23 protein-coding genes and 1 tRNA gene are annotated in these 26,844 nt (G+C 47.2%); 4 read left to right on the forward strand and 20 right to left on the reverse strand.

Going from position 1 to position 26,844, the window contains the following annotated elements; genetic code table 11:
- Window positions 1-31: 31 nt before the first annotated feature.
- From BLHYD_RS11625 to BLHYD_RS11650, 6 genes are read right to left on the reverse strand one after another with little or no spacing between them, the layout of a single operon-like run.
- The gene (locus tag BLHYD_RS11625; RefSeq protein ID WP_005951012.1) at window positions 32-1,699 is read right to left on the reverse strand and encodes a nucleoside kinase; all 1,668 of its coding nucleotides are present in this window, start codon (window positions 1,697-1,699) and stop codon (window positions 32-34) included.
- A 60-nt stretch (window positions 1,700-1,759) separates the two neighbouring features.
- On the reverse strand, window positions 1,760-2,542 hold the full coding sequence (locus tag BLHYD_RS11630; protein WP_005951010.1) for a Nif3-like dinuclear metal center hexameric protein: 783 nt from the start codon (window positions 2,540-2,542) through the stop codon (window positions 1,760-1,762).
- Window positions 2,529-3,236, reverse strand: a complete 708-nt coding sequence (locus BLHYD_RS11635; RefSeq protein WP_005951009.1) for a tRNA (adenine(22)-N(1))-methyltransferase — start codon at window positions 3,234-3,236, stop codon at window positions 2,529-2,531. Before BLHYD_RS11635 ends, BLHYD_RS11630 begins: the two co-directional genes overlap by 14 nt.
- Window positions 3,237-3,246: 10 nt before the next feature.
- Window positions 3,247-4,371, reverse strand: coding sequence for an RNA polymerase sigma factor RpoD (rpoD, locus tag BLHYD_RS11640; protein ID WP_005951007.1), 1,125 nt, complete (start codon window positions 4,369-4,371; stop codon window positions 3,247-3,249).
- A gap of 42 nt (window positions 4,372-4,413) precedes the next feature.
- Window positions 4,414-6,195 carry a DNA primase gene (gene dnaG, locus BLHYD_RS11645; protein WP_005951005.1) on the reverse strand — a complete coding sequence of 594 codons (1,782 nt, stop codon included), beginning with the start codon at window positions 6,193-6,195 and terminating at the stop codon, window positions 4,414-4,416.
- A 12-nt stretch (window positions 6,196-6,207) separates the two neighbouring features.
- Window positions 6,208-7,215 carry a deoxyguanosinetriphosphate triphosphohydrolase gene (locus BLHYD_RS11650; protein WP_005951003.1) on the reverse strand — a complete coding sequence of 336 codons (1,008 nt, stop codon included), beginning with the start codon at window positions 7,213-7,215 and terminating at the stop codon, window positions 6,208-6,210.
- A 276-nt stretch (window positions 7,216-7,491) separates the two neighbouring features.
- Between BLHYD_RS11650 and BLHYD_RS11655 the strand changes: the two genes are divergently transcribed.
- Window positions 7,492-7,575: transfer RNA gene (locus BLHYD_RS11655), tRNA-Leu, on the forward strand.
- A 294-nt stretch (window positions 7,576-7,869) separates the two neighbouring features.
- On the opposite strand, the gene BLHYD_RS11660 is transcribed toward BLHYD_RS11655, so the two are convergent.
- The 13 genes from BLHYD_RS11660 to BLHYD_RS11720 form a co-directional block, all read right to left on the reverse strand.
- Window positions 7,870-8,571 carry a GntR family transcriptional regulator gene (locus tag BLHYD_RS11660; protein WP_005951001.1) on the reverse strand — a complete coding sequence of 234 codons (702 nt, stop codon included), beginning with the start codon at window positions 8,569-8,571 and terminating at the stop codon, window positions 7,870-7,872.
- Between the two features lie 253 nt (window positions 8,572-8,824).
- A complete protein-coding gene (locus BLHYD_RS11665; RefSeq protein ID WP_005950999.1) occupies window positions 8,825-10,312 on the reverse strand; it encodes a glutamate synthase subunit beta in 1,488 nt (495 codons plus the stop codon).
- Between the two features lie 12 nt (window positions 10,313-10,324).
- A complete protein-coding gene (gltB, locus tag BLHYD_RS11670) occupies window positions 10,325-14,863 on the reverse strand; it encodes a glutamate synthase large subunit (protein ID WP_260784780.1) in 4,539 nt (1,512 codons plus the stop codon).
- A gap of 436 nt (window positions 14,864-15,299) precedes the next feature.
- Window positions 15,300-15,470 (reverse strand): hypothetical protein, encoded by a 171-nt coding sequence (locus tag BLHYD_RS11675; protein WP_005950992.1) that lies wholly within the window; start codon window positions 15,468-15,470, stop codon window positions 15,300-15,302.
- 28 nt (window positions 15,471-15,498) lie between these two features.
- The gene (locus BLHYD_RS11680; RefSeq protein WP_005950990.1) at window positions 15,499-16,749 is read right to left on the reverse strand and encodes a peptidoglycan-binding protein; all 1,251 of its coding nucleotides are present in this window, start codon (window positions 16,747-16,749) and stop codon (window positions 15,499-15,501) included.
- Between the two features lie 71 nt (window positions 16,750-16,820).
- On the reverse strand, window positions 16,821-18,104 hold the full coding sequence (gene rseP / locus BLHYD_RS11685; protein ID WP_021844844.1) for an RIP metalloprotease RseP: 1,284 nt from the start codon (window positions 18,102-18,104) through the stop codon (window positions 16,821-16,823).
- 1 nt (window position 18,105) lies between these two features.
- A complete protein-coding gene (locus BLHYD_RS11690; protein ID WP_260784775.1) occupies window positions 18,106-19,248 on the reverse strand; it encodes a 1-deoxy-D-xylulose-5-phosphate reductoisomerase in 1,143 nt (380 codons plus the stop codon).
- 12 nt (window positions 19,249-19,260) lie between these two features.
- Window positions 19,261-20,049, reverse strand: coding sequence for a phosphatidate cytidylyltransferase (locus BLHYD_RS11695; RefSeq protein ID WP_005950982.1), 789 nt, complete (start codon window positions 20,047-20,049; stop codon window positions 19,261-19,263).
- 2 nt (window positions 20,050-20,051) lie between these two features.
- Entirely contained in the window at window positions 20,052-20,759 is a 708-nt protein-coding gene (locus tag BLHYD_RS11700) for an isoprenyl transferase (protein WP_021844846.1), read from the reverse strand.
- Window positions 20,760-20,948: 189 nt separating this feature from the next.
- Window positions 20,949-21,500: a ribosome recycling factor gene (frr, locus tag BLHYD_RS11705; RefSeq protein ID WP_005950978.1), complete on the reverse strand. Its 552-nt coding sequence runs from the start codon at window positions 21,498-21,500 to the stop codon at window positions 20,949-20,951.
- Between the two features lie 17 nt (window positions 21,501-21,517).
- Window positions 21,518-22,216: a UMP kinase gene (gene pyrH / locus BLHYD_RS11710; RefSeq protein ID WP_005950976.1), complete on the reverse strand. Its 699-nt coding sequence runs from the start codon at window positions 22,214-22,216 to the stop codon at window positions 21,518-21,520.
- A gap of 48 nt (window positions 22,217-22,264) precedes the next feature.
- Window positions 22,265-23,191, reverse strand: a complete 927-nt coding sequence (locus BLHYD_RS11715) for a hypothetical protein (RefSeq protein ID WP_005950972.1) — start codon at window positions 23,189-23,191, stop codon at window positions 22,265-22,267.
- 257 nt (window positions 23,192-23,448) lie between these two features.
- Window positions 23,449-24,054, reverse strand: a complete 606-nt coding sequence (locus tag BLHYD_RS11720; RefSeq protein WP_005950970.1) for a cytidylate kinase-like family protein — start codon at window positions 24,052-24,054, stop codon at window positions 23,449-23,451.
- Window positions 24,055-24,343: 289 nt separating this feature from the next.
- Here BLHYD_RS11720 and BLHYD_RS11725 point away from each other — a divergent pair, with 289 nt between their 5' ends.
- The 3 genes from BLHYD_RS11725 to BLHYD_RS11735 are packed head-to-tail and all read left to right on the forward strand — an operon-like array spanning window position 24,344 to window position 26,124.
- A complete protein-coding gene (locus BLHYD_RS11725; protein WP_021844848.1) occupies window positions 24,344-24,721 on the forward strand; it encodes a metal-dependent transcriptional regulator in 378 nt (125 codons plus the stop codon).
- Window positions 24,722-24,732: 11 nt separating this feature from the next.
- Window positions 24,733-25,554 (forward strand): HAD family hydrolase, encoded by an 822-nt coding sequence (locus BLHYD_RS11730; protein WP_005950967.1) that lies wholly within the window; start codon window positions 24,733-24,735, stop codon window positions 25,552-25,554.
- Window positions 25,555-25,614: 60 nt separating this feature from the next.
- Window positions 25,615-26,124, forward strand: a complete 510-nt coding sequence (locus tag BLHYD_RS11735) for a flavodoxin family protein (protein ID WP_005950965.1) — start codon at window positions 25,615-25,617, stop codon at window positions 26,122-26,124.
- Window positions 26,125-26,255: 131 nt separating this feature from the next.
- Here BLHYD_RS11735 and BLHYD_RS11740 read toward each other — a convergent pair whose 3' ends face one another.
- Window positions 26,256-26,453 (reverse strand): hypothetical protein, encoded by a 198-nt coding sequence (locus BLHYD_RS11740; RefSeq protein WP_155799580.1) that lies wholly within the window; start codon window positions 26,451-26,453, stop codon window positions 26,256-26,258.
- Window positions 26,454-26,844: the final 391 nt, after the last annotated feature.

Here is a 26,844-nt window from a genome sequence, read left to right on the forward strand (position 1 = left end):
TTCCCTCAGTTGACAAGTACTATTCCCACTCTCATACATTGAAGCAGCTCTCACCGATAAACTCCCTGAGGATAGAATTCTTCGGAACCGTCTCACTAGGAACGCCTATGAAATAATCAAAAAACTTCAGCAGGCGTTTTGCCTCTAGATACTCCGGCACGTCTTTGGGTATCCCAAACAATAGCGGCTCCGCATATACTTTCAGGCACGCCAGCTCATAGATCAGTGCGGAGTTAAACATCACATCCGCCTCTTCTTGAAACGGAAAAATATTCTGCTCCTCTCCTCGCCTCACGGACGGCCACATGGCAATCGTCTCCCTAGCCGATGTTCCTCTAGTCTTCGCGTCCCGGACGATTCTTCGTATCAGACGTCCGTCTGTGGTGGGAATTCGGTTGTGCTCATCTACATTGAGCTGAGTCAAAGCACTGATATAAATCTTAAATTTGCTCTCTTTGGGAAGTGCGTAACTGAGCTTATCATTCAGGCCATGAATCCCCTCGATCACCAGCACATCCTCTTTTCCCAACTGCAAATAATTTCCTTTGTATTCCCTCTGCCCTGTTTTAAAGTTAAATTCTGGAAGCTCCACCCTCTTACCCTGAAGCAGCTCCATCATATCTCGGTTAAACGCTTCCACATCAATGGCTTCCAGACATTCATAGTTCTTATTTCCAAACTCATCTAATGGAGTGTCTTCCCGGTTCACGAAATAATTGTCCACCGCAATCGGATGGGGCCTTAACCCGTGAGCCGCCAGCTGAATAGACAGTCGATGGGAAAACGTCGTCTTTCCTGACGAGGAAGGCCCTGCAATCATGATGAATTTTCTGTGTCCTGCCTGAATAATTTGCTGCGCAATATCAGACAACTTCGTCTCCTGCAAAGCCTCCTGGAGCAAAACTACATGTTCAATTCCCTCTCTCACAATCCTTTGATTCAGTTCACCGACCGTGGAGATCTCCAACATATCTCCCCACTCTTCCGTTCCCATCTGAACCTGAAAGATCTTTGGAGATGCCACAAAAAGAGGTACCTTCGTGGGTGCACTGCGTTCCGGAAGTTGCAGTACGAAGCCGTGATCATAGAGCACGAGATCAAAATACGGAATGTATCCTGTATCATAAGCCATGAACCCATAGTAATAGTCCTGGTAATCCTCAAGACTATAGAGGTTCACCCTGGAAACCCGGCGAAACTCAAAAAGACTTACCTTATCCATCATCCTTTGGCTGCGGAAAATCTCCACCGCGTCGTCTGTACGCACGCTACGCTTGTAAAAAGGTATCCTGGCATTCACAAGCTCTCTCATACGCTCCCGTACCTGAGCAAGAAACTCTTCGTCAATTTTCACTCTGCCTTTCACCGTATAGTAATATCCGCTTCCTATGGAAAAATGGAGCATCACCTGGTCCACATTTTCTTTTCCGGCTATGTCATAAACTGCTTTCGTCAAGATCATACTGGCACTTCTTTTATAGGTTTTATGCCCTGCCTCATCCGCCACTGTCACAAACTTTAACTCACAGTCCCTGTGCAGATGCTTATGCAACTCTCTGAGCTTCCCATTGGCCATTACTAGCATAATCGTGTCCTGATACTCTCTTTGATATTCTCTCACAATATCCACATAGCAGATTCCATCTGGATATTCTCTGACCTCATCTCCTACCGTGACCTGTACCATCTTTCCTTCCATCTTCTCCTCCTGTCCTCACTCAGATGATGCCAAGGCAATCTGTCTGTGCCCAGGCTGTCTTCAGATACAAGTATATGGGAACTTCGTCCTGGCCTGTTCTACTTCTAGCTGGCCAAACTGCTGTCTCAGCTCCTCTTTCATCGCTTTCGCAAAAATGTATTCGGTTCCATAGTGCCCGGCGTCAATGATAGACAGACCGTCCGCAACTGCATCAATGCCCGTGTGATGATCGATATCTCCCGTCACATATACCTGCGCCTTTGCTTTCAGGACATCCGGAATCAGACTTTTTCCGGAACCTGTACAGACGGCGGCAGTTTTGACTTTTTTCCCCAATTCTCCATAGACCTTCACGTCAGGCAATTCCAGCCGCTCTTTTACCAAACCTGCCAGCTCGCCCAAAGTCATCTCTCGGGGCAAAAGGCCCACACGTCCGAGACCTTCCTGGCGTCCCTCTCGTTCTGCCGTCACCGCCAGAACCTTCTGTCCCTGCAACATCAGATAATCCGCACTCAGCTTCGCCATTCCCAAAATATCGTAGTTCGTATGCATTGCATAGTAAGCAATTCCATTGCTGACCAACTTTAAAATTCTTCTTCCAATAAAACTGTGATTATTAATCTTTTTCACTCCGGAAAAAATCATAGGGTGATGTGTCACAATGAGCTCCGCGCCAAAATCTATGGCCTGTTCTAGCGTCTCTTCTGTCAAATCCAGAGCTAGAAAGATTTTGCTGACTTCTCTTTCGTCGTCTCCCACCAAGAGCCCCACATTGTCCCATTCTTCCGCATATGCACAGGGATACCTCTCCTCTAGCCATCCTGTAACTTCACAAATCTTCATAAACTCTCATGGCAGCCTCAATCCGCTGCTTCTCCTTCAATATTTCTCTAAGACGTTTCTTCGCGTTCACCGTGGAACTAGCCTGAAGCCTCCGGGCAATCTGCTGAACCTTTTCCAGTTCCTTTTCCAAGTAACTGTACAGCACCGGATGGCGGCTCTCCAACAACCGCTTTCCGTAGTAAAATTCTATGTCTGTATACCTGTCTTTGTGCGCAGTTTTTTTGAAAACAGCTTTGATGATGGGATAGAACTTGCCATCTTCCCACACCATATCCTCCTGGGAAACTGTAAAGCCGCACTCCACCAAATATCTACGGAAATTTCCGATCTCTGACTGTGGCTGCAAAATCAGCTCTTGAAAACTTTCGCTGACTTCCACATTCCGACTCAGTATTCTCTCTATAAGAGGGCCACCCATACCCGCAACGCTCAAAGTGTCTCCTTCACCGGGCTGAAGTGCTTCCAGGCCATCGGACAGCCTGGTCTCTATGTATGGATTCAGGCCATATGCTTCAATATTCTCTTTAGCCCTCCCAAGAGGACCACTTCGAACATCCATGGCTATGGCACTAGGGATAATCTGCCGTCTCACCAGTGCGATCGGCAAGTATCCATGGTCACATCCCACATCCACCAGACGGTTTCCCGGAGTGACCATCGACGCGATTGCTTCCAGTCTCTTTGATAACTGCATCGCTTTCCCCTTAATCCAGATAATCTTTTAATTTTCGGCTGCGGCTTGGATGACGCAGCTTTCTCAACGCCTTTGCCTCAATCTGCCGAATACGTTCACGAGTGACGTTGAACTCTTTGCCAACCTCCTCCAAAGTTCTGGCACGTCCGTCATCCAATCCAAAGCGCAGCCGAAGCACCTTTTGTTCTCTGTCTGTCAGAGTACTCAGCACCTCCACCAACTGTTCCTTCAGCAAGGTAAACGCAGCTGCATCCGCAGGCACAGGCACATTGTCATCCTGTATAAAATCTCCCAGATGGCTGTCTTCCTCCTCGCCGATCGGTGTCTCCAGTGAAACCGGCTCCTGAGAAATCTTCAGAATTTCACGGACACGGTCCACAGACATCTCCATTTCTTTGGCAATCTCTTCTGGCGTTGGTTCACGTCCTAACTCCTGAAGCAGCTGTCTGGACACTCGGATTAACTTGTTGATGGTCTCCACCATATGCACCGGAATACGGATGGTTCTAGCCTGGTCCGCGATTGCTCTGGTGATAGCCTGACGAATCCACCATGTGGCGTAGGTGGAGAATTTATAGCCCTTTCGATAGTCGAATTTTTCCACTGCCTTGATTAGACCTAAGTTTCCCTCCTGAATCAGATCTAAGAACAACATCCCTCTACCCACATAGCGTTTGGCAATGCTGACTACCAGGCGCAGATTTGCTTCCGCAAGGCGCTTTTTGGCATCTTCATCGCCCTCTTCCATGCGCTTTGCCAATTCAATCTCCTCTTCTGCGGTCAAAAGATTTACTTTTCCAATCTCTTTTAGATACATGCGGACTGGGTCCTCAATGCTCACGCCCTCTGGTACGGACAAATCAATCTTGTCCAGCTCCACATCCTCTTCCTCCGCGATTTTGTCCAAATCCTCATCCAGAAGGAGAGCTTCATCCACATCGCTGTCGGAAATGCGCAGAACATCTATTCCACTGGCCTCCAAAAAATCAAAGACTTTCTCAAGCTGCTCGGTATCCAGCGGCGTATCTTTGAAGAAATCATTAATTTCCTGGTATTCCAATACATTTTTCTTCTTTTTGGCAAACTCCAAAAGCTCTACCAGTTTTTCGCTGAATTTACCCATATTCATTTCCATAGGTGTTCTATCCCTCCATATATTGTTTATATTTTATCCTTATTAAAAAGAAATATGCAGTTCTCCTCTTCTTCTGCTCATTTCTTCCAGTTTCTTTTTTTCCTGAATCAATCTCTGAAGCCCCTCGATATCCGTAGGCGCAAGCTTCTCCGTCTGCTCCCTCAGGCTGTTCTCCTTAATTCGAATCAGCGCGTCTGCAAACGCCCGGTTTTTCTCCTCCTGGCTTTCCAAGTGAATATCCGCGTGGAACAAAGAAGTAATCTCCGTCTGTTCTTCACTGTCAGTAAACGGATTCAACAGACGGGCCAGGCTCACCTGCCCGTCTTCTAGCTGCTCAAACAGCATCCCGGCTACTCTGCGGTACAGTTCTGTGGTGAAATCTTCTGGACCCAAATATTTTTTTACCGTGGAATAGGTCTCAGGCTCATTGGCCAGCCAGGTCAACATCAGCTTCTGAGCTTTCTGAGCGCCATTTTCTTTTTGCCCCTTTGATTTTCGCGTCTCTTTGGGCACCATGCGCCGCTCAGCTACCGTCCCCTTCATCGCCTGTCTGGATACCGCTCTTTTTAGCTCCTCAGGAGAAATCCTATACTCTTGCGCAATTGCTTCTATATAATTGCTTCTCTCTAACTCCTCCGGAAACTCCAACAGCATCTCTGCCACCTGATGAAAGAATTCTGTCTTTCCCTGAGGATCTGAAAGATTATAATTCTTCTGCGCAGCCTGGACCCGAAACAAAAAGCCATTGACTGCCCGATCGAGGCGTTCTTGAAATGCTTCTGCTCCCAAGGCTTTGATAAACTCATCCGGATCCTTATAGGGCGCCAGATTCACTACCCGAGTCGCCACACCTGCTTCTCTGAGAATCGGAATACCCCTGAGTGCCGCCCGGATTCCAGCCTCATCGCTGTCATAGAGCAGTCGCACTTCCTGAGTATAACGTTTTAGCAGGCTGGCATGTCCGGAAGTCAAAGCTGTGCCCAGGGACGCCACCGCATTGGTAAAGCCTGCCTGGTGCATCGTAATTACATCCATGTATCCTTCACATACAATCAAGTATTTTCTCCTGGTCGTTCGCGCTGCGTTCAGCCCGTATAGGTTTCGGCTCTTGTCAAAAATCTTCGTCTCCGGAGAGTTTAAATACTTAGGCTTGCCGTCGCCCATGACCCTCCCGCCGAAGCCGATCACCCGGCTGTTCACATCCATAATCGGAAAGATCACCCGATTCCAAAATTTATCATACATCCCCCGTCGCTCATCCACATTGAACAGGCCGCTGTCCCGGAGAACTTCATCTTTATAGCCTTTTCCCTTCAGATACTTATACAGATCATCACTGTACTTGTCCGAGTAGCCAAGGCCGAACTTCTTCATCGTCTCTTCTGTCAGTCCCCGTTCTACGAGGTACTTCCAAGCTTTTTGTCCATTCTGTCTGCGCAGCTGATAGTAAAAATACTGTGCTGCCAGCTTATTAATCTCTAGCAGGGCTGCTTTCTTATCTGCCGCCTCCTTTGCCTCCTTGGAATAATCCACCTTCGGCAGCTCCACCGAGGCCCTCTCGGCCAAATACTGCATGGCTTCCACAAAGGTAAAATTCTCATACTCCATGACAAAAGTAAACACATTGCCGCCTGCACCGCAGCCAAAACAGTAGTACATCTGTTTTCCCGGACTTACCGAGAAAGACGGACTTTTTTCATTGTGAAAAGGACACAAGCCAAAATAGGAGCTTCCTTTTCTTTGCAGCTTTACATATTGGGATATCACATCAACGATATCGTTTTTTGTCCGAACCTCTTCAATGATGTCATCGGAATACCGCATCTGCTCTCCTCCTTAATATACTTCCCATGCTTTTGGTATAAAAATTTCCTGAAATTTCTGCATAGAATACTGGTCCGTCATGCCTGACAGATAATCACACACTGCCTGATTCAGACTGGTTCCTGTCGCAATTAAATTCACATACTCCTTGGACATCTTCTGGGGATGTTCCATATAATATTCATAGAGCTTGCTCAGCATATCAATGGCTTTCGCCTCCTCCTTCTTGGCCTTTGGATTCAAATATACATTCTGAAACATGATCTTTCTCAAATCCATCATTGCCTGGTAGACTTCCTCTGACATCTGTATCGTGTCTTTTCCCTGACTGTTTTCCACAATATTGTGAATCAGCGTATTCAACCTCTCGCGTATCGTATACCCTAGCAGCATCCGAATCGTGATGGGAATATCGTCTTCCGAGATCAGCCCCGCTCTGTGGGCATCGTCCATATCATGATGTATGTAAGAGATCTTGTCGCAAAGTCTGACTACTTGGCCTTCTAGCGTAGCTGGTCTTCCGCTGGTTCTGTGATTTAAGATTCCATCAATGACCTCCCAGGTCAGATTCAGACCTCTTCCTTTTTTCTCCAACACCTGGGCCACCCGTACGCTCTGCTTATAATGAGCAAAGCCCATGGGATTCAGCTTATCCAACGCTCTCTCACCCGCATGTCCAAAAGGGGTATGCCCCAGATCATGGCCCAGAGCAATTGCCTCCACCAGATCTTCATTCAGCCGCAGCGCCTTGGCCACAGTGCGGGCTGTCTGAGACACCTCCAAAGTATGCGTCAGCCGATTTCTATAGTGATCTCCATGGGGTGCCAGAAAAACCTGTGTCTTGTCCTTTAGACGCCGAAATGCCTTGCAATGCAAAATCCGGTCCCTATCTCTTTGATACACGGTACGGATGTCGCACTCCTCCTCTGGTCTTTCCCTTCCTCTCGACTCTCTGCTGTGGGCTGCATAGGGACTCAAAAACTCCTGTTCTCTCTCTTCCAAGCTCTCTCGTATATTCATAATTTGCCCTCCAAAAGACCGACAAAAACCTCTTATATATTATATTCCACACAAAAACAAAATTTCCTTTTTTTTTGGCAAATTTCGTTGAATCCAGTGTTATTGTTCACTCACTTGCAGTTTGTGAGCAGCAACACGCTTCCTAATGCACGCAAACTTCTGCAAACAGCAGTTTGGCGCGAGTATATCTCGAGAATTTCTATTTTTTTAAATTTTCCTGTTGACTACAGGCCTCCAAAATGCTATAATACATCCTGTCGCAAATGATTGTGATATGCGGAAGTGTCGGAACTGGCAGACGAGCAAGACTAAGGATCTTGTGGCATTCGTGCCGTGTGGGTTCAAGTCCCATCTTCCGCATTTCTTTAGAGTCGAAGATCTCTCAGAGGTTTTCGGCTCTATTTTTATGTAATAGGAAAGACCTTTCCCGCATTAGCGTGATAAGGTCTTTCCTATTACATAAACACTCTATGGACACACACGCCGCAATAAAGAATTTCACCACTTTGCGATGTTGCGACGGCGCGCAAAGTGGGACTTCGCCCTCAGGCTTGAGGGGATGGGAAAGTTGAATTGGGCTTGCCCACTTTGTTCTATTGTAGAAAACACCCCGAATTTTTATCTTCCGGGGCGTTTTTCTATCTCAGGAGCTCTCTACAGCATCCGTTCAATTCTCAATATTTTACAGATAGCATTCACTGAATTGTTCATATGTTCCGTCACCTTTTCCCTCAGCAGTTCCTCATCTTTGCTCAAAATCGCCTGCAAAATTCCTTGATGCTCTCTGACCGAGGCCAGATCTCTCTCCTCCGACTGTTTTCGAAAAATATAATTTGTATAGAGAAACAGATTGATATTCCGATAAATCTCCACTATTTTTTTGTTTCCAGAACACTTCAAATACAGCTCATGAAACTCATAATCATACTTATAGTTCAGTAAAAACAGCTCTACATCTGTGTGGTCCTGTGCACTTTGAACTGCCTGATAGTGTGCGTCTACATTATTCTGAAGGGCTTCTCTAAGCTGTTGATTCATGGATACCGACTCAATAATTTCCTTGACAAAAAACAAATCCATCATCAGCCGTATACTAAAAGTCTCTTTTGCGTCTTCCTCACTGATACTTCTCACCCGTATCCCCTGCCTTGGAAAGCTTTCTACTACCTGCTCATTCATCAGGCGATTCAAAGCCAGCTTCACTGGTGTCTCGCTCGTGCCATATTTCACAGCCAGCTCCTTCGTTCGAAGCCTCTGTCCAGGCTGAAACTGCTGCGTAATGATATCCATTCGAATGTTTTTGCACAGTAAATCCACCAATGTCTCTTTTTTATCCGTCTGCTCTGTTCTAATCATGTCTCGGTTCCCTCAGCTATATCCTTAATCATTACCATTTTATACCAATCAGTTAACAATGTAAAGAATTACTGTCCCCTAAATCAGAGCTTTTTTACCGTTCACTTACTTGCAGTTCGTGAGCAGTAACACGCTTCGCAATGCACACAAACTACTGTAAACAGCAGTTTGGCGCGAGTATGTCTCAGGATTTCTGTACAAAATGTCCAAAAACACCTGCGGGATATTGGTGCTGAACTGTTACGAACTTTTTTTACTTTAAGTTGCTGTAGCCCATCAAAGACTCGTCCACCGCTCTGGCCGCCTCTCTTCCCTCACGGATTGCCCAGACCACCAAAGACTGCCCTCTGTGCATATCTCCTGCCGTAAACACTCTCTCGGCACTCGTCTGATAATCTCCCTGGCGTGTGTACACATTTGACCGGGAGTCCAGCTCTACGTGAAAGGCATCCGCCACATATCCCTGGGTTCCCAGAAAACCGGCCGCGATCAATACCAGGTCCGCCGGTATCGTCCTCTCCGTCCCCTCCACAGGCTCCATACTTTTTCGCCCCGTTTTCGGGTTTTCCTTCGCTTCCAGACTGACAATTTTCAGCTTGCAGATCCGGCCCTCCTTGTCCTTCACAAACTCTTTGACTGTAGTCTGATAGACACGAGGGTCATGGCCGTAGACAGCGATGGCTTCCTCCTGCCCGTAATCCGTCTTGCACACCTTGGGCCACTGGGGCCAGGGATTATCCTCGGCTCTCTCGTCCGGCGCCTTCGGCATCATTTCCAGCTGCGTCACCGTCTTCGCGCCCAGGCGGATGGCAGTACCTACGCAGTCGTTTCCGGTGTCTCCGCCGCCGATCACCACCACATGTCTGTCCTTAGCGTCGATATACTCTCCGTCTCTCAGGCTGGAATCCAAAAGGCTTTTCGTCACAGAGGTCAAAAAATCAACCGCAAAATAGATGCCCTTCGCCTCTCTTCCAGGTGCCTGGATATCTCTGGGATTCGACGCCCCGCAGCACAGAACCACCCGGTCAAATTCGTCCAGCAGTTCTTTGGATTTTTTATCTCTTCCCACATCTACGCCGGTGACAAAGGTCACTCCCTCAGACTCCATAAGGGCAATCCGCCTGTCTATGATCTTCTTCTCCAATTTCATATTAGGGATACCGTAGCGCAGCAGACCTCCCACCCGGTCATGACGTTCAAACACTGTCACCTGGTGACCTCTGCGGTTTAACTGAGCGGCTGCCGCAAGTCCCGCGGGGCCGCTGCCTACCACTGCCACCGTCTTACCGGTGCGCACCTTTGGCGGCCTTGGCTGAATCATTCCGCTGGCCCAGGCGTTCTCAATGATTGCCCTCTCGTTTTCTTTGGTGGAGACCGGCTCCCCATTCAGATTACAGGTACAGGCAGCTTCGCACAGGGCCGGGCAGACCCGGGAGGTAAACTCAGGAAAACAGTTGGTTTTATTCAGTCTCGCGTAAGCTTTCTCCCAGTTCCCAGAATACACCAGATCGTTCCATTCCGGCACCAAGTTTTGCAACGGGCATCCTGAGACCATCCCCGCAATCATCACCCCTGCCTGGCAAAATGGCACACCACATGCCATACAGCGTGCTCCTTGAAGCTGCTGCTCCGTTTTAGGCAGGTTTCCATGAAACTCCCTAAAATTTTTGATGCGCTCTAATGGCGCCGCACACTCTCCCACCTTACGCTCATATTCTAAAAATCCTGTCGGTTTTCCCATCTCGTCTTCCTCCTAGTGCCGTGTACTCTCATAAAATGCTTCAATCTGCGCCTGCTCTGGACTCATTCCCTTCTCCTCTAACTTCGCACTTAGCCGCATCATCCGTTTATAGTCATTAGGGATGATCTTCTTGAAATTCGGCAGGTACCGATCAAAATTCTCCAAAACTTCTCTTCCCTTGGGAGAGTCGGTATATTTTACATGCTCCTCGATCATGTCTCTCAGTGTTTCCGCCTCTGCTTTCGTCTCCACCGTCCCAATGGAGATCATCTCTTTATTCAAATTCTTGTAGAGATTTCTTTTCTCATCCAACACGTAAGCGATTCCGCCACTCATGCCGGCAGCAAAGTTCTTTCCAGTGGGCCCTAAGATCACCACACGGCCCCCTGTCATATACTCACAGCCGTGTTCTCCCACGCCTTCCACCACTGCATTTGCCCCGGAATTGCGTACGCAGAAACGTTCTCCTGCCTTCCCATTGATGTAGGCCTCTCCGCTGGTCGCTCCGTAGAGGGCCACATTTCCCACGATCACGTTAGCCTCCGGGCGATATGGGGCATTTTTCGGCGGATGCACAATCAGCTTTCCGCCAGAGAGTCCTTTTCCAAAGTAATCGTTGGAATCTCCCGTCAGTTCTAAGGTCAGTCCTTTCGGAATAAAGGCCCCAAAACTCTGACCTCCCGTCCCCGTACATTCCACCAGGTAAGTGTCTGGTTCCAAACTCACGCCGAATTTTCTGGTAAGCTCAGAACCCAGGATTGTCCCGAAAGCTCTGTCTGTATTTCCCACTTTTACTTTCAGCCTTTTTTTCTCCCCATGGTCCATAGCGTCTCTTAACTTCTTCAAAAGGATTTTCTCATCCAGCGTCTCCTGAAGCTTAAAGTCGTAGACTGCCGCCGGGTCGAAGATCACTTTCTCATTCTGACTCACAAAGGGATTGTTCAAAATCGCGCTTAAATCCACCCGGTCCGCATGACGGTTTTTTAAACCTTCCCGGCGTCTGAGCAAATCGGTTCTCCCCACCATCTCATCCACGGTGCGAAGCCCCAGCCTGGCCATATGCTCTCTTAAATCCTGAGCGATAAAGCGCATGAAGTTCACCACATACTCCGGTTTTCCGCGGAAGCGCTTTCTAAGCTCGGGGTTCTGTGTGGCGACTCCCACGGGGCAGGTATCCAGATTGCATACCCGCATCATCACGCATCCTAACGTCACCAACGGAGCCGTGGCAAACCCAAATTCCTCTGCCCCTAAAAGAGCGGCGATCGCCACATCCCGGCCGCTCATCAGTTTTCCGTCTGTCTCCACCACTACACGGTTTCGAAGCCCGTTTCGTATCAGAGTCTGGTGAGTCTCTGCCAGACCCAGCTCCCAGGGCAGTCCTGCACTGTGGATGGAACTTCTCGGAGCCGCCCCAGTGCCTCCGTCATAACCAGAAATCAGGACCACCTGAGCTCCGGCTTTTGCCACGCCGGCCGCCACCGTTCCCACACCGGCCTCGGATACCAACTTCACAGAGATTCTCGCCTTTTGATTTGCGCTCTTCAAATCGTAAATCAACTGGGCCAAGTCCTCGATGGAATAGATATCGTGATGGGGCGGCGGAGAAATCAAGGACACACCGGGAGTGGAGTGCCGCGTCTTCGCGATCCACGGATACACCTTCTTCGCAGGCAGATGGCCTCCCTCTCCAGGCTTCGCTCCCTGCGCCATCTTGATCTGTATCTCATCGGCACTGACCAGATAGCGGCTGGTCACCCCGAACCGGCCCGATGCCACCTGCTTGATGGCGGAGCATTTCTGAGCCGATTCCAGGCGTTCCTCACTCTCCCCGCCTTCACCGGAATTTGATCTCCCGTGGAGCCGATTCATGGCTATGGCCAAAGTCTCATGCGCTTCCTGGGAAATGGAACCATAAGACATGGCCCCAGTCTTAAACCGGCGCACAATAGAGTCCACGCTCTCTACCTCCTTGATGGGAATTCCCTTCTCAGGATAGCAAAAGTCCATCATGCTTCGCAGATAGCCGGATTCCTCGCGGTTTACCATCTGTGTGTACTGCTTGAACATCGAATAGTCTCCGCGTCTGGTGGATTCCTGGAGCAAATGGATGGTCACAGGATTGTAGCGGTGTTCCTCCCCCTGGCTCCTCTCCTTGTGTCTTCCCATGCTGTCGAGCGTCTGGTCCACTTCTAATCCCAGAGGGTCGAAGGCCTCTGAGTGTCTCGCGTCCACCTCGTCGGCGATATCCCGCAAGGTGATGCCGCCGACTCTGCTGACCGTCCCGGTAAAATATCTGCACACCACTTCCTCCGATATTCCCACTGCCTCAAACATCTTAGAGCCTTGATAAGACTGAATCGTGGAAATTCCCATCTTAGAGGCAATCTTGACAATCCCGGAGAGTACTGCATGATTGTAATCGTCCACCGCCGCATAGTAGTCTTTTCCGATCATGGTCTCAATCAGCTCATGAATCGTCTCCTGCGCCAGATAAGGATTGACGGCGGAGGCCCCGTATCCCAGAAGGGTTGCGAAATGGTGAACCTCCCTGGGCTCCCCGGACTCGAGGATAATGGAAACCGAGGTGCGCTTTTTTGTTCTGACCAGATACTGATGAACCGCCGACACTGCCAGCAAGGAAGGAATCGCCACATGATTTTCATCTACTCCCCGGTCTGACAAAATCAGAATGCTGGTTCCTTTTTTGTAGGCGCGTTCCACCTCCACATACACGTGGTCAATCGCACGTTCCAGGGGTGTGCTCTTATAATAAGTGATCGGTATCACAGCCACTTGAAAGCCCTTTGCGGAAATATTTTTGATCTTCAAAAGATCGGTGTTGGTCAGGATGGGATTTTCAATTTTTAAGACCCGACAGTTTTCCCCGTTCTCCTCCAAAAGATTTCCGTCCCGTCCCACGTACACGGTGGTGGAGGTTACGATCTTCTCCCGAATCGCGTCGATGGGCGGATTCGTCACCTGGGCGAAAAGCTGTTTGAAGTAGTGAAACAACGGCTGGTGTTTGTCAGAGAGCACGGCCAGAGGTGTGTCTACTCCCATGGCACTGGTACTCTCCGTCCCATTCAGGGCCATATCCCGAATCGAGGTGCGGTATTCTTCAAAGGAATATCCAAAGGCCTTCTGAAGTCTGGTCCGCTCCTCGTCGCTGTATTCTGGCACCGGCTGGTTAGGGATTTTCAGATCTTTCAGATGAATCAGATTGCTGTCCAGCCACTCCCCGTAGGGTTGTTTTGAGGCATAGTAGCTCTTGACCTCATCGTCGCTGAAGACTCTTCCTCTCACGGTGTCCACCAGAAGAATCTTTCCTGGATAGAGCCTCTCTTTTTGTACCACCTTTTCTTCCGGCACAGAAAGTGCGCCGACCTCAGAGGCCAAAATCAATTCATCCTCTTTTGTCACGTAGTAGCGGGAAGGCCGCAGGCCATTTCTGTCCAGGACCGCTCCCATCACGTCCCCGTCGGAAAACACGATCGCTGCCGGCCCGTCCCAGGGCTCCATCATGGTCGCGTAATACTGATAAAAATCTCGGATTTCCTGTGAAATCGTGTCGTTATTCGCCCAGGGCTCTGGAATCGCTGCCATCACCGCCAGAGGTAGTTCTAAACCGCTCATCATCAAAAACTCCAAAGTGTTGTCCAACATCGCAGAATCAGACCCTTGTGTATCCACCACCGGCAAGACACGATAAAGATCACTTTCCAACCTAGAAGAAGAGAGCGTCTCTTCTCGGGCCAACATTTTATCGGCATTTCCCCGAATTGTATTGATCTCCCCATTATGTACAATCAGTCGATTGGGATGCGCCCTCTCCCAGCTGGGATTTGTATTGGTGCTGAACCTGGAATGTACCACGGCAATTGCAGACTCATAATTCAGGTTCTGAAGATCGCCGAAAAAGGTACGCAACTGCCCCACCAAAAACATTCCCTTATAGACAATCGTGCGGCTAGAGAGAGAGGACACGTAGGTGTTGTCGTTGCTCTGCTCAAATATTCGGCGCACAATGTACAGCTTTCTGTCAAATTCCAGACCTTTCTCTACATCCGCTGGTTTCCCGATGAATGCCTGAAGGATATGGGGCATACAGTCCCGCGCTTTCTGCCCGAGAACCTCCGGTCTGGTGGGCACCTTGCGCCATCCCAGAAAATCCATGCCTTCCTTCTCCACGATGATCTCAAACATCTTTTTCGCCTGATTTCTCTTCAGCTCATTTTGAGGAAAAAAGAACATTCCCACGGCGTACTCCCTCTCTGCGCCCAGGGTAATCCCAGATTTTTCACAGACCTCTGAAAAAAAATTGTGGGAAATCTGTAAAAGAATTCCGACGCCGTCTCCGGTCTTGCCCTCAGCGTCCTTCCCGGCTCTGTGTTCCAGATTTTCCACGATTTTCAATGCCTTCTCCACAATTCCATGGTTCTTTTGTCCCCGAATATTCACCACCGCTCCAATTCCGCAGTTGTCATGCTCAAACTGGGGACTGTACAATCCCTGCCATTCCTTCTCTGTCTTACGCATCTGTTGGTTCATGTCCATCTCCCTCTTTCTGTCTGTTCTATCGCTCTTTGCTTTCTGTCAAAGTCCCGCTTTAAACGATTAACGCTACTATACACTAAAACTTTCACAATGTAAAGAGAGAAACGTAATTTTTTTAAGTTTTATTAATTTAAACATTATTATATAAACTTAATCTTGAATAAACTTTATATAATTATTACACTTTAAAATTTATTTCAAACCTTCCGTTGTACATTTTTTACAATGGGAAAAAACAGAGAGTTTCTGTTCTGGAAAAGGGGAAAGCCGATACCCTGAGGTACCGGCTTATGAAAAAGAAAAAGATTTAAAAAAGGTCTTTGGCCTTTGTGCAATTATACTATACAAACTAATTGTGTTATTTTTGTGAAATAAGGTACAGAAAAAAGTGAAAAAAAAGTGAACTTTTTCAAACCTGTTTTCCGTGCACTCAATCTTCATAGTCTTCCCTACAGTCCTCACAGGAGGAATCCCTGCTGCACCGAAACCTCTGTATCTTATCACTAACCCTGCTGCAAGTCGCTTTCGTGTAAAGGATGGTCAGGGTCACTTCGCTTTGATCTTTGGGACACACCCGAGTATGTATCTCGGTAAAATCCATAGATATCTCTCCTTTGTTTTCTCCTTCTTTAGTTCAGCTCTGCAATTCTAGTGACCGCTACATAGATCTCTTGTATCTTATACCAGGTAGAATAGTCCACAATTCCCGTTTCAGGCAGGCCGAAGACTCCCTGGAACTGTCGGACCGCATTTTTCGTCTGTTCATCGTAGTCTCCGTTCACCGTCACAGTAGGCAAAGCCGGGTAGGACTTGGCGATGGCATTTAGCTGCTCCTGAATCTGTCGCACTTTTGCCCCATTCGCCCCGATATCTAAATCGTATCTCGGCCAGGAGGCCGGAATACCAGAGATCTCCTCCGCAGTGTTGATGTACATGCTGTCTCCGTAATAGTACCGCAGAATCTCAATGGCAGAATATCCCTGGTCCCCTAGATATTTAGACCCCCATTGAGTCATCCAGTTCGGGCAGGTGACTTTCTGCCCGTCACAGTACTGTGTCAGAATCGGCTGGCGCACATTGGGACGTGAGAGGTAATTTGAAAACAACTCATCCACAATTCTAGAAATGCTGTCAAAAATATTCCTTCCTGGAATCCACTTGTGATCGTAGGCCGTGGAAGACGTAATCGTAAAATCATATCCCTTGTTTCGGTACCACTCGGTATATACCCGGTTCAATGTAAAAGACATGATAGCCAGCACATTCGCCCGAATCGTGTCATCCGGCCAGGTGGCATAAATCTCGCTGCTGGCCACATTTTTTATATAATCTTTGTAGCGCACATAATAATCTTCTACACTGGTATCCTGAATTGGTCCGTCATGGACCACCACATACTCAGGAATCACGACTCTGCTGAGCACGATCTCTCCAGACTCGTTAACTGGTTTGATCTCTTCCTCCGGTATCTTAGACGGATAGTCTCCAAACAGAGTGTGCGCCGGAATCACGATTCTCTCGAATGCCTCCTGACCATCTATGGGCCTTAGACTCACCGGCTGAACGGCAGTTTCTCCCGGTAGAATCTCAGTACCGGCGATATCTACCGGCTCGAATCCTTCAGCGTCCACACGAATCGTATACTCTGAATACGGCTGGTATTCTCCTGGCGACATGCTATACTCCAACGGTGGCGCTGACAGTTCCAGCGTGGGACTGTTGCCGGAATTGTCTGTCTGAACCTTTTCCAGTATGTTTCCCGGCTCTCCTGTATACGAAACCGAGATCTCGGCCCGGTCAATGGGACGACTCCCGATGGATGACTGAACCACCACCTGCAGCCGCCCTTTGTCCACTTGATTCTCTTGCATGATACGCATATTCAATGTCCAAAACCTCTCAAATTCCTGTCTGGACAGTATATGCACGCTCCTCCTAAAAGGTGAATGTCCTAAAAAATTCTCATCACATCATTGTACATGACCACGACCATCAAAAGCATTAAGAGCATCAATCCTGCGAAATGTATCATACCCTCCACCTGTCGGTTCACAGGCCTTCGGAAAATCACCTCAAACAATAAGAACACAAGCCTGCCTCCATCCAGTGCCGGAAATGGAAGAAGATTCATCACTCCTAGATTGGCTGACAACAAAATAGCCAGATTCAGCATATTCATCCACACCATCAGGGTACCCTCACTCTGAGTCTGCTCATAAGTGTCCCCGATCACGTCCACAACTCCCACCGGCCCTGTAAGGTCTTTGATTCCAAACTGTCCCTGTATCAGCATTCCTATACTGTGTACAGTTGTACGTATCCAGTACTTCACTTCCAGCGCACTGTATTTGAGCACATTTAATCCGCTCGTCTTGACACAACCTAGATTATAGTTAAATCCCATTTTCACCGTATCATACTGTTTTGGAGTCACTGTGGTCTCATAAGATTTTCCATTCCTCTCATAAGTGAGAGTCACCGGTTCATCTCCCAAGGGATTTTTCTCAATATAATCGTCATAGGCACCACTTTCCGTTACTGATGTGCCATTGATCTTCGTGATCACGTCCCCTACCTGGATTCCTGAGCTCTCCAGCGGCATACCCTCGATCATAGACCCTACTTCCATGGAGTCGGCATTCACACGATTAAAGCCCAGCAAATATCGCGTGAGAACATCCGGCGTATAAGTGACGGTATGTTCCTGCCCATCCCGCTCAAATACGATCGTGGTAGGTTTCTGTTTCAGCTCATTGAAAATCGTGTAGGCATAGATATCATTTCCTATGTCCACATGGTACCCGTCAAATTCCTTGATAATGTCTCCTTCTCTCAGCCCTGCCTCCTGCGCCGGAGAGTTTTCTTCCACTTCCATAACCTCTGCCGGTACATAACCAACGCAGCCCACAATAATCACCGCCAGCAAAAAAGCCATGATAAAGTTAAACACCGGTCCTGCCGCGATAATGGCAATCCGTGCCCAGGGAGACGCCGCGTTGAAACTGCCCGGCCCATCCCCGTCTTCATCTTCTCCCAGCATCATACACGAACCGCCGATCGGCAGCAGCTTCAGTGAATACCTGGTCTCTCCTCTGACTGTACTCAATAATCTCGGCCCCATTCCCAGCGAAAATTCTTTGACCACAACATGGTTTTTCTTCGCCAGCAAAAAATGTCCCAACTCATGAAAAAGTATAATCGCACTGAAAATGATGACCGCAATTACGATTTTCAATTTACCACCTGCTTTCAATCCATTGATAAGTCTCTTGTTCTGCTGCCAGTATCTCATCCAGATTCGGATGCTTTCTCGTCTCATGCCGGTCCATAGACTGGCCAATCACATCGTAGATATCCAAAAATCCAATCTCCCGTCTTAAAAACTTTGCTACTGCCATCTCATTCGCCGCGTTAAACACCGTCGGCATACTGCCGCCTGTGCGGGAAGCTTCAAGCGCCATGGGCAGCCCCAAAAAAGTTTCCATATCCGGTTCCTCAAAGGTCAGGCTTCCCAGCTTGGCGAAATCCAGCCTTTCTCCATCCAGATACCGCCTCTCAGGACAATAGAGCGCATATTGAATCGGCAGGCGCATATCCGGAGTTCCCAGCTGAGCCATCACCGCCCCGTCCTTAAATTCAACCATCGAGTGAATGACACTCTGTGGCTGTACAACCACTTGAATCTGTTCCAGCTCCATTCCAAACAGCCATTTCGCCTCCATAACCTCCAGGCCCTTGTTCACCAAGGTAGCCGAATCCACGGTAATCTTTCTCCCCATCACCCAGTTGGGATGCTTTAGGGTATCCTCCAAGGTGACATTTTTGAGCTCTTCTTTCTTTTTTCCACGAAACGGCCCACCTGAGGCGGTAATCAGAAGTTTTTTGATTTCTTTTTTATTCTCTCCATTTAGTGCCTGAAATATTGCACTGTGCTCACTGTCCACAGGCAAAATCTGCACCTTATGTTCTCTTGCCAAAGGCATAATTAAATGTCCTGCCGTCACAAGCGTCTCTTTATTTGCCAGAGCAATGTCTTTCCCTGCCCGAATTGCTTCCATCGTGGGTCTGATTCCGATCATTCCCACAATAGCCGTCACTAATATCTGCGTCTCTTCCATAGAAGCCAGTTCCAGAAGGCCATCCATTCCACTGACTACCTTTGTATCGGTATCAGCAATGCGCACAGCCAGATCTCTTGCAGCCTCCTCACTCCACATAACTGCAAGCTTCGGCGCGAATTCCCTCACCTGTTCCTCTAGCTTTTTCACATTTTGTCCGGCACTGATTCCCAGAATCTGAAGATCTGCATTGGCCCGGGCTACATCTAAGGTCTGAGTGCCAATGGAACCTGTAGACCCCAATATCGCTATTTTTTTCATAAAGCACCTCTTTTACATAAGTATCGTCGATAAAAAATAGATGATCGGCGCAGTAAATATCACACTGTCAAAACGATCTAAAATTCCTCCATGGCCCGGAATCAATTTCCCATAGTCTTTAATCTCCTGGTTTCGCTTAATCGCTGAGGCTGCCAAATCTCCGACCATAGAAATCAAAGCCCCAACTCCACAGATGATTCCGTAAGCAGCCAGTTCCCCGCCAGTTGCAGCTGCATAAGCCACTCCCAGCAGTACCGCTCCTACAACTCCGCCTATGGCTCCTTCCACGGATTTCTTAGGACTCAAAACCGGCGCCATCTTGTGTTTTCCGATCAGAACTCCCACACAGTACGCACAGGTGTCACATCCCCAGGAGCACAGGAAGATGAGCCACACATGGTAGATTCCTCCTGGCAGGCTTCTGGTCAGATAGACACAGGACAGCATGACAGCCACATACACGATCCCAAAAAAAGCCGCCATAACCTGATTGGCATGATACCTCGGATACGTAAACACATACACAGACATCAGCAGGATTAAGGATGCCAGCACCGCAGCCATTCCGAATTTCTCAAAGTCTAAAAGGACAGCTCCATAGTATAACAAAACACACACATAACCTGTAATTTCCAGACTATGGCCGCCCTCTGAACTGATCTTCATAGCGCGGTACAATTCCTGCATACCGATCAGAGAAATCCCGATCAACGGTATAAACAGCATATAGCCGCCGGGTATGATCGTCAAAAGCAGCAGGGCAACCAATACAATTCCACTTAAAAGCCGTGTCTTAAACATGGCTACTCCTCCTTTACTCCCCCGTATCTTCGGTCTCTTTCATTATATTTCTCGATAGCTTTGACCAATTCCTCCCGATTAAAATCTGGCCAGGCCACCGGAGTAAAATAAAACTCCGTATAAGCGAGCTGCCACGGCAAAAAATTAGAAAGTCTCTGTTCTCCGCTGGTCCGTATCAACAAATCTGGGTCCGGCAGTCCCGCCGTATCCCAATACCCTTCCACCAGTTCTTCTGAAATAGCCTCCGGCGCTATCTTTCCATCCTTCACGTCCTGGGCAAGCCTACGGATTCCTCTAGTAATCTCATCTCTTCCTCCATAATTCAGCGCAATCTGAAAATGAAGCTCGGTAAAATCTTTGGAGTATTCCTCCAATCTTTGAATGCTCTCCTGAATATCGGAATCAAATGCGTGGATATCCCCGATCACCCGCACACACATCTTATTTTTCTCTGAAATCTTGATACACTTTTTTAGATAATTGCGGAACAGTTTCATCAAACCGTCCACCTCTTCCTTAGACCTCTTCCAATTTTCTGTGGAGAAAGCATAGACAGTCAAATATTTTACTCCTAGAGCTTTCATATCATCACAGATCGTCTCCAAATTCGCACAGCCTTTGACATGACCATAGCTTCTGGGCATCCCCTTGGCCTTCGCCCAGCGTCCATTTCCATCCAGAATAATTGCCACATGATTCGGAACGTTCATCTTATTCTCCTTTCCAGCGGTATCTACCTGCTGTGCAGGCTTACCAACTTCTGAGTATTTCATGGTAAAACACGGATAGCCGAAACCAGAGAATTTTGGTACTTCCCCCGGTTCCGGCTAAAAGGGCTGATGCAGAACTCTGTAATACTTTCACAGAAAAATCATGCAACAGCCCCGACCATGCATCCTCTATACAGTTAAAATTTCCTTTGACTTCTGCTCCACGGTACTGTCAATCTCCTTAACCGCTTTGTCTGTCATCTTTTGAATTTTGTCCTCCAGCTCCTTGACCTCATCCTCTGAGACATCAGCTTTTGCCAGTTTCTTAAACGCGTCATTGGCGTCGCGGCGGATATTCCGAATCGCCACCTTGGCAGCCTCCCCGCGTTTCTTTACATCCTTAACCAGCTCTTTTCTGCGCTCTTCTGTCAACTCCGGCAGAATCAGACGAATCATCTTTCCGTCTGTATTCGGATTAATTCCTAAATCTGAAGAGAGAATCGCCTTGGAGATTTCCTTCACCATCTTCGCCTCCCAGGGCTGAATCTGAATCACCCGTGGCTCCGGTACTGTGATGTTGGCCACCTGCTGTAGTGGACTCGGCGTTCCATAATAGTCTACCTGTATTTTGTCCAAAATATGCGGATTTGCCCGTCCGGCACGTATTGTCGCTAAATCTGCCTCCAAGCTCTTCTTAGTCTTACTCATTTTGTCATCATATTTTTGCAGTCTTTCATCCATAAGTTTTTCCCCTCTCTTTATTCCACGGTTACTTCCGTACCGTTAAATTTTCCATGTACTGTGTTGATAATACTGTCTTTCTCTTCCAGCCCAAATACCAGCATGGGCATTTTCTGTTCCATGCACATGATCGATGCCGTGAGATCCACTGCCGCTAACTTCTTATCAATCACTTCCTGAATACTCACCTTCTCATATTTCTTGGCATCTGGATTGACCTTTGGGTCACTATCATAAATTCCATCGACTGCTTTCGCCAATAAAATCGCATCTGCCTCAATCTCGACAGCCCTCAGTACAGTCGCCGTATCGGTGGAAAAATACGGATGTCCGGTTCCTCCCGCAAAAAAGATAATTTTTCCGTGGTCGAAATCTTCCTCCACTCTATCTTTTGAGTACAGCTTTGTAAAAGCTCCACAGGCAAAAGGTGTGTAAATCTCCGTCTTCAGTCCCACAAATCGACAGATATCCGACACATAGATACAGTTCATTACCGTAGCCAGCATTCCAATTTGATCTGCCTTATTACGATTGATGGTCTCACTCGTCCTGCCTCTCCAGAAGTTTCCTCCTCCTATGACAATCCCCACCTGAGTACCTTCCTCCGCTACCTTTTGAATCTGTCTGGCTACACCCAGAACCGTCTCCTCGTCAAATCCTGTCTTCTTCTCACCTGCAAGCGCCTCTCCACTCAGTTTCAGTAACACTCTCTTCATCTTTTTTCCTCAACTATTTTTTTATTGTTATCATAGCGGCGGTACACATTACCAGACGGAGGTCACAATCTCCTGACCGTCTTCTCCCACTGTCGTCGCCACTGTAAAATCACCGTATTGATGGAACCCGATCTGCGCTCCGGTCTCCTCGTCTTCCTCATAATTGGTCGTTCCCGCAGCCCCGATTGCACCTTCCAGACTATCCAACGACTTACCGATATAGCTCTCCGCGCGTTCTCTCATATCTGATCCTGGCTCCGGCTCAGGTTCTTGCGGTTCCTGGCTGTCACCTCCGGAAGGAGTCGGTGTCGCCGTGGTAGTAGAACTGTCCGACCCGTCAGGCGTCGGTGTCGCCGTGGCAGTCACATCCTCATCATCCTCTGAGTCACTGTCATCGTCCGTAAGTCCCATACGCGCCTTTGCGTCCTCTAGCGTGCTCACTTCCTTCTTCTCCTCATTGCTGAAGTAGGTGACATAAGGCACACCATCTTTCATGCGCAAAGTGATCTCCGTCGTATCTGTAAAATCCAAATCCCGGAAGAAACAGTTCTCCTCATCCTCATCGGTGTAAAAGACCTGAATGTCATAGTTGGTAGCCTCATTCTTGTCATAGTAATAGAGTGCGCGGTCTTTATCCTTCCACTCATAGGCTCCATCAATCAGATCATCTCCCCATTCATCGTCAGAGCTGTCCGCAGACTCACGGATATAGACCTCCTCGATATCTAACCCTGTCTGATTCGTGAGCACTACATCCGAACTGGTTGAGGTTTTCTCACCCATAATATTTTTGATGCTGGCCTTATCGGAATCGGAAACCTTCTCCATTTTTACTAAATCCTCATCTGGCGTAGGTGTAGGCGTCTCCGTCACAGCCGCTGTATCATCACTGTTTGTCTCCTTATCTTTACCACAGGCGGAAGCTGCAAGACACATCGCAAACAATCCCGCCAATACCAAATATCTTTTTTTCATAAATAATTCCTCCCCGTGCGTATACTCTCTCCGAGTACATCGCTGTTTTACAGTCCATCAAAAGCTCCTTTTGAAGTCTCACGGTGAATCCTCTAGATCTCCAGTTTCCTTCTAACCTAATTATATAGAGTATCTCTTTCTTGTCAACCTTCTCATCAGGATTTCATAGATTTTTAAGACTTCTCTCGCCTTAGCAAAAACTGCGAAAATCCAAGGTTTTGGGAATTTGACACATTTTTTCTCTTTCTTTATCCCACTTAGGAAACCTGCGCAACTTTTTTTATAATCTCTGCACAGCCTGCATAGCCCAAGGCCGATGTATTCAAACAGAGATCATAATTTTCCATCTTTCCCCAGTCATTTCCCGTGTGAAAATAGTAGTAGTCTTTTCTCTCCCGGTCTTTCTGTGCGATATAAGAATACACCTCTTTCTGGGAAATATGGTCTACTGTCATCGCACGTTCGGCCCTCTCTTCCATCGAAGAGGCATAGATAAAGACACTCAGAAGATTCTTATAATCGTGTTTCTTCAGAATATGCTCCGCACACCGTCCCACAAACACACAGGGGCCCTCCTCCACCAGTCTTAAAATGGTATCTGACTGCGCCTGATACAGCTTATACGGAAGCATGATTTTTTCCTGATTGAGATAGCCATCCGCAATCATGGAAATACCGTACAAAAAGCTGGACTGTTTCTTCTCGTCATGTTCCGCCATGACACCTGGATTAATTCCATACTTCTCCGCCGCGATCAGTAGCAGATTGCTGTCATAAAACGGGATATTCAAGGATTTCGCAAGCATAGCGCCTACTTCACGTCCGCCGCTTCCATACTGTCTTCCAATTGTAATCGTCTTCATATCCTGCACCCCTTTCAAAGCAATATTTTAAAAATATTATAACATTTCGAAAAATTAATTACAATATAGCTTTCGATTTTCTATTGAATTCTGATTTTTTTATTAATTTGATATATTTATACTCGCGTTTTGTAGGACAATAGAGTACCGTATACTAGGCAGTCCACGAGATGCCTTGATACAGCCGACAGACTACGTTATTTGCGCAAACCTTCCCAGAATCATTGAAATTTTTAATTTCCTATGTTATTCTATAATACAACAGAAAACTCGTATGGAGGGATTACTATTGAAAATTCAAGAATCTGCTGAAAATTATCTGGAAACGATTCTTATTATCAGTCTTCGCCAGGAACACGTTCGTTCCATCGATATTGTCAATGAACTGGATTTTTCCAAACCCAGTGTGAGCGTGGCAATGAAAAATTTGCGCTTGAACGGATATATTAAAATGGACAGTAATGGTTTCATCACTCTCACTGATGCCGGTCGCCAAATCGCGGAGACCATATATGAGCGGCATACGCTGCTATCCAAATGGTTAACCAAGTTGGGCGTTGAACCCCAGATTGCAGCCGCAGATGCCTGCCGCATCGAACATGTCATCAGCAAAGAAAGTTTTGAAGCAATCAAAAAGCACACTCAGAATTCAATCTCTGAGCAATAAGAGGAACGTTCATGAAAAATTTAAAACGTGCAGGAGCGCTCTTTTTAGTGCTTCTGCTACTTTTATTGTACGGGGCGACATTTTTCTTTGCCGTCTCAGACCATCCTAGCAGCGGTACCTGGTTCCGGGTTTCCTTGGGGTGTACCATTTTTGTCCCCGTACTGTTCTATGGTTACACAATTCTCCTGCGTGTATTTCAAAAACAGTCTCCCTCACTTCAGAGATCTTCCAAAATTGAGACCATCATCTTTGACGTGGGTAATGTCCTAGTGAATTATGACTGGAAAAGTTATCTAGACTCCTTTCCCTATACCTCTCAGGTAAAGGAACAAATCGGCAAAGCAGTCTTTGAGAGTGAGACCTGGAACGAACAAGACCGTGGACTCTTAGACCCAGGAGAATATATACAGCAATTTGTCAGAAACGCTCCCCAACTGGAGGAAGAAATTCTCCAGGTCCTCTCCAACAACGAAAAGACGATCTCTGTCTTTGACTATGCTAAGACCTGGACCCACTATCTGAAAAACCAAGGATATCGCCTCTATATTCTCTCCAACTATCCCCAGAGGCTTTTAGAGAAAACTCAAGGTGACATGGATTTCTTAGAGTATATGGACGGCGTGATCTTCTCCTGTCAGGTACAGCAGGTAAAACCAGAGCCTCAGATCTATCAAACCTTACTCGAAACTTTTTCCATTGAACCGTCTAAGGCGGTTTTTCTGGACGATCGAAAGGAAAATTTAGATGCTGCCGCAAAGTTCGGTATTCATACGATACAATTTCACAATCTCAAACAGGCGACAGCCGACTTAAAAAAACTGGGTGTGGAGTAATCCACACCCAAAATTGTATCAAAATAAAAGTATAGAATTTATCAGAAGGAGCTAGAAATTATGAAACTGATATTAAGTGATAAAAACCTGAATGTCATTTTACCCAATAACACGAAATTTATAGACCTGTCCTCTCTGAAAATTTCAAATTGCATCGGTTGTTTTGGCTGCTGGACGAAAACCCCCGGAAAGTGCCTGATACGGGATGACGCAGTGAAAGTATATCCATACATTGCTAAGTGCAGTTCTGTGTTATACGTCAGCCGCATCCGATACGGAGGTTATGACACCGTCATGAAGACCATGCTTGAACGCGCAATTCCCATTCAGCAGGCATTTATTCGACTACTCCATGGGGAGACTCATCATATACAAAGAGACGTTGCTCCTAAAAATGCGACAATCATCGGATACGGAAATATTGATAGGAAAGAAAAAGAAATTTTTCAGGAACTCGTCGGCAGAAATGCCCAAAATATGAACTTCCAGCACTATCAAATCCGATTTACAGATGAAAGTAGCCTAGAAAAAGCAGTACAAACGGAGGTAGACAAATGGGAAAAATCCTGATTCTAAACGGAAGCCCGAGGGCACCAAAATCCAATTCCAAACAATACGCAGATATCTTCGCCCAAAAGTGTAAATGGGATACAAAGTATTCCTGCATCACCTCCTCAAACCATCTCAATCTGTGTTCCGAGCTAAATCATTTTTCTGATGTTTTGCTGGTATTTCCCCTTTATGCCGATGGCATCCCCGTCACTCTCCTGAATTTTCTCAAAAACCTTGAGAACCATCTCCCTGACAGAAAGCCCGTGATTTCTGTACTGATAAACTGCGGATTCCTGGAAGATTTCCAGAATGATACCGCAGTCAAGATGATAAAGTTTTTCTGTCAAAAGACCCAATGTCCTTTTGGCTCTGTCTTAAAAATAGGAAGCGGAGAAGCCATTCTCACAACCCCTTTCAAGATCTTAGCCATAAGAAAAATAAAACAGCTGGCAAATTCTATTACCTCCCAAAAATACAAAATCTTTCATGTCACGATGCCGATTTCCTCTGGACTTTTCGTCAAAGCGTCAACAAAATACTGGACAGAATATGGAAAAAGAAATGGCATCACACCAGAGCAGATGCGGACAATGAAAATAGAAGAAAATGAGTAAGAGAAACTCCCCCTGTGCTGACGCACAGGGGGAGTCCCCCATCACACACGACTCACCTAGCCGTTCCTGATATCTCAGGATACGTGTTCTCCTATTCGGAGAATCTATTTGGTGGTACTGATTC

Origin of the sequence: Blautia hydrogenotrophica DSM 10507 (genome assembly GCF_034356035.1) — a bacterium.
Taxonomy (GTDB): Bacteria; Bacillota; Clostridia; order Lachnospirales; family Lachnospiraceae; genus Blautia_A; species Blautia_A hydrogenotrophica.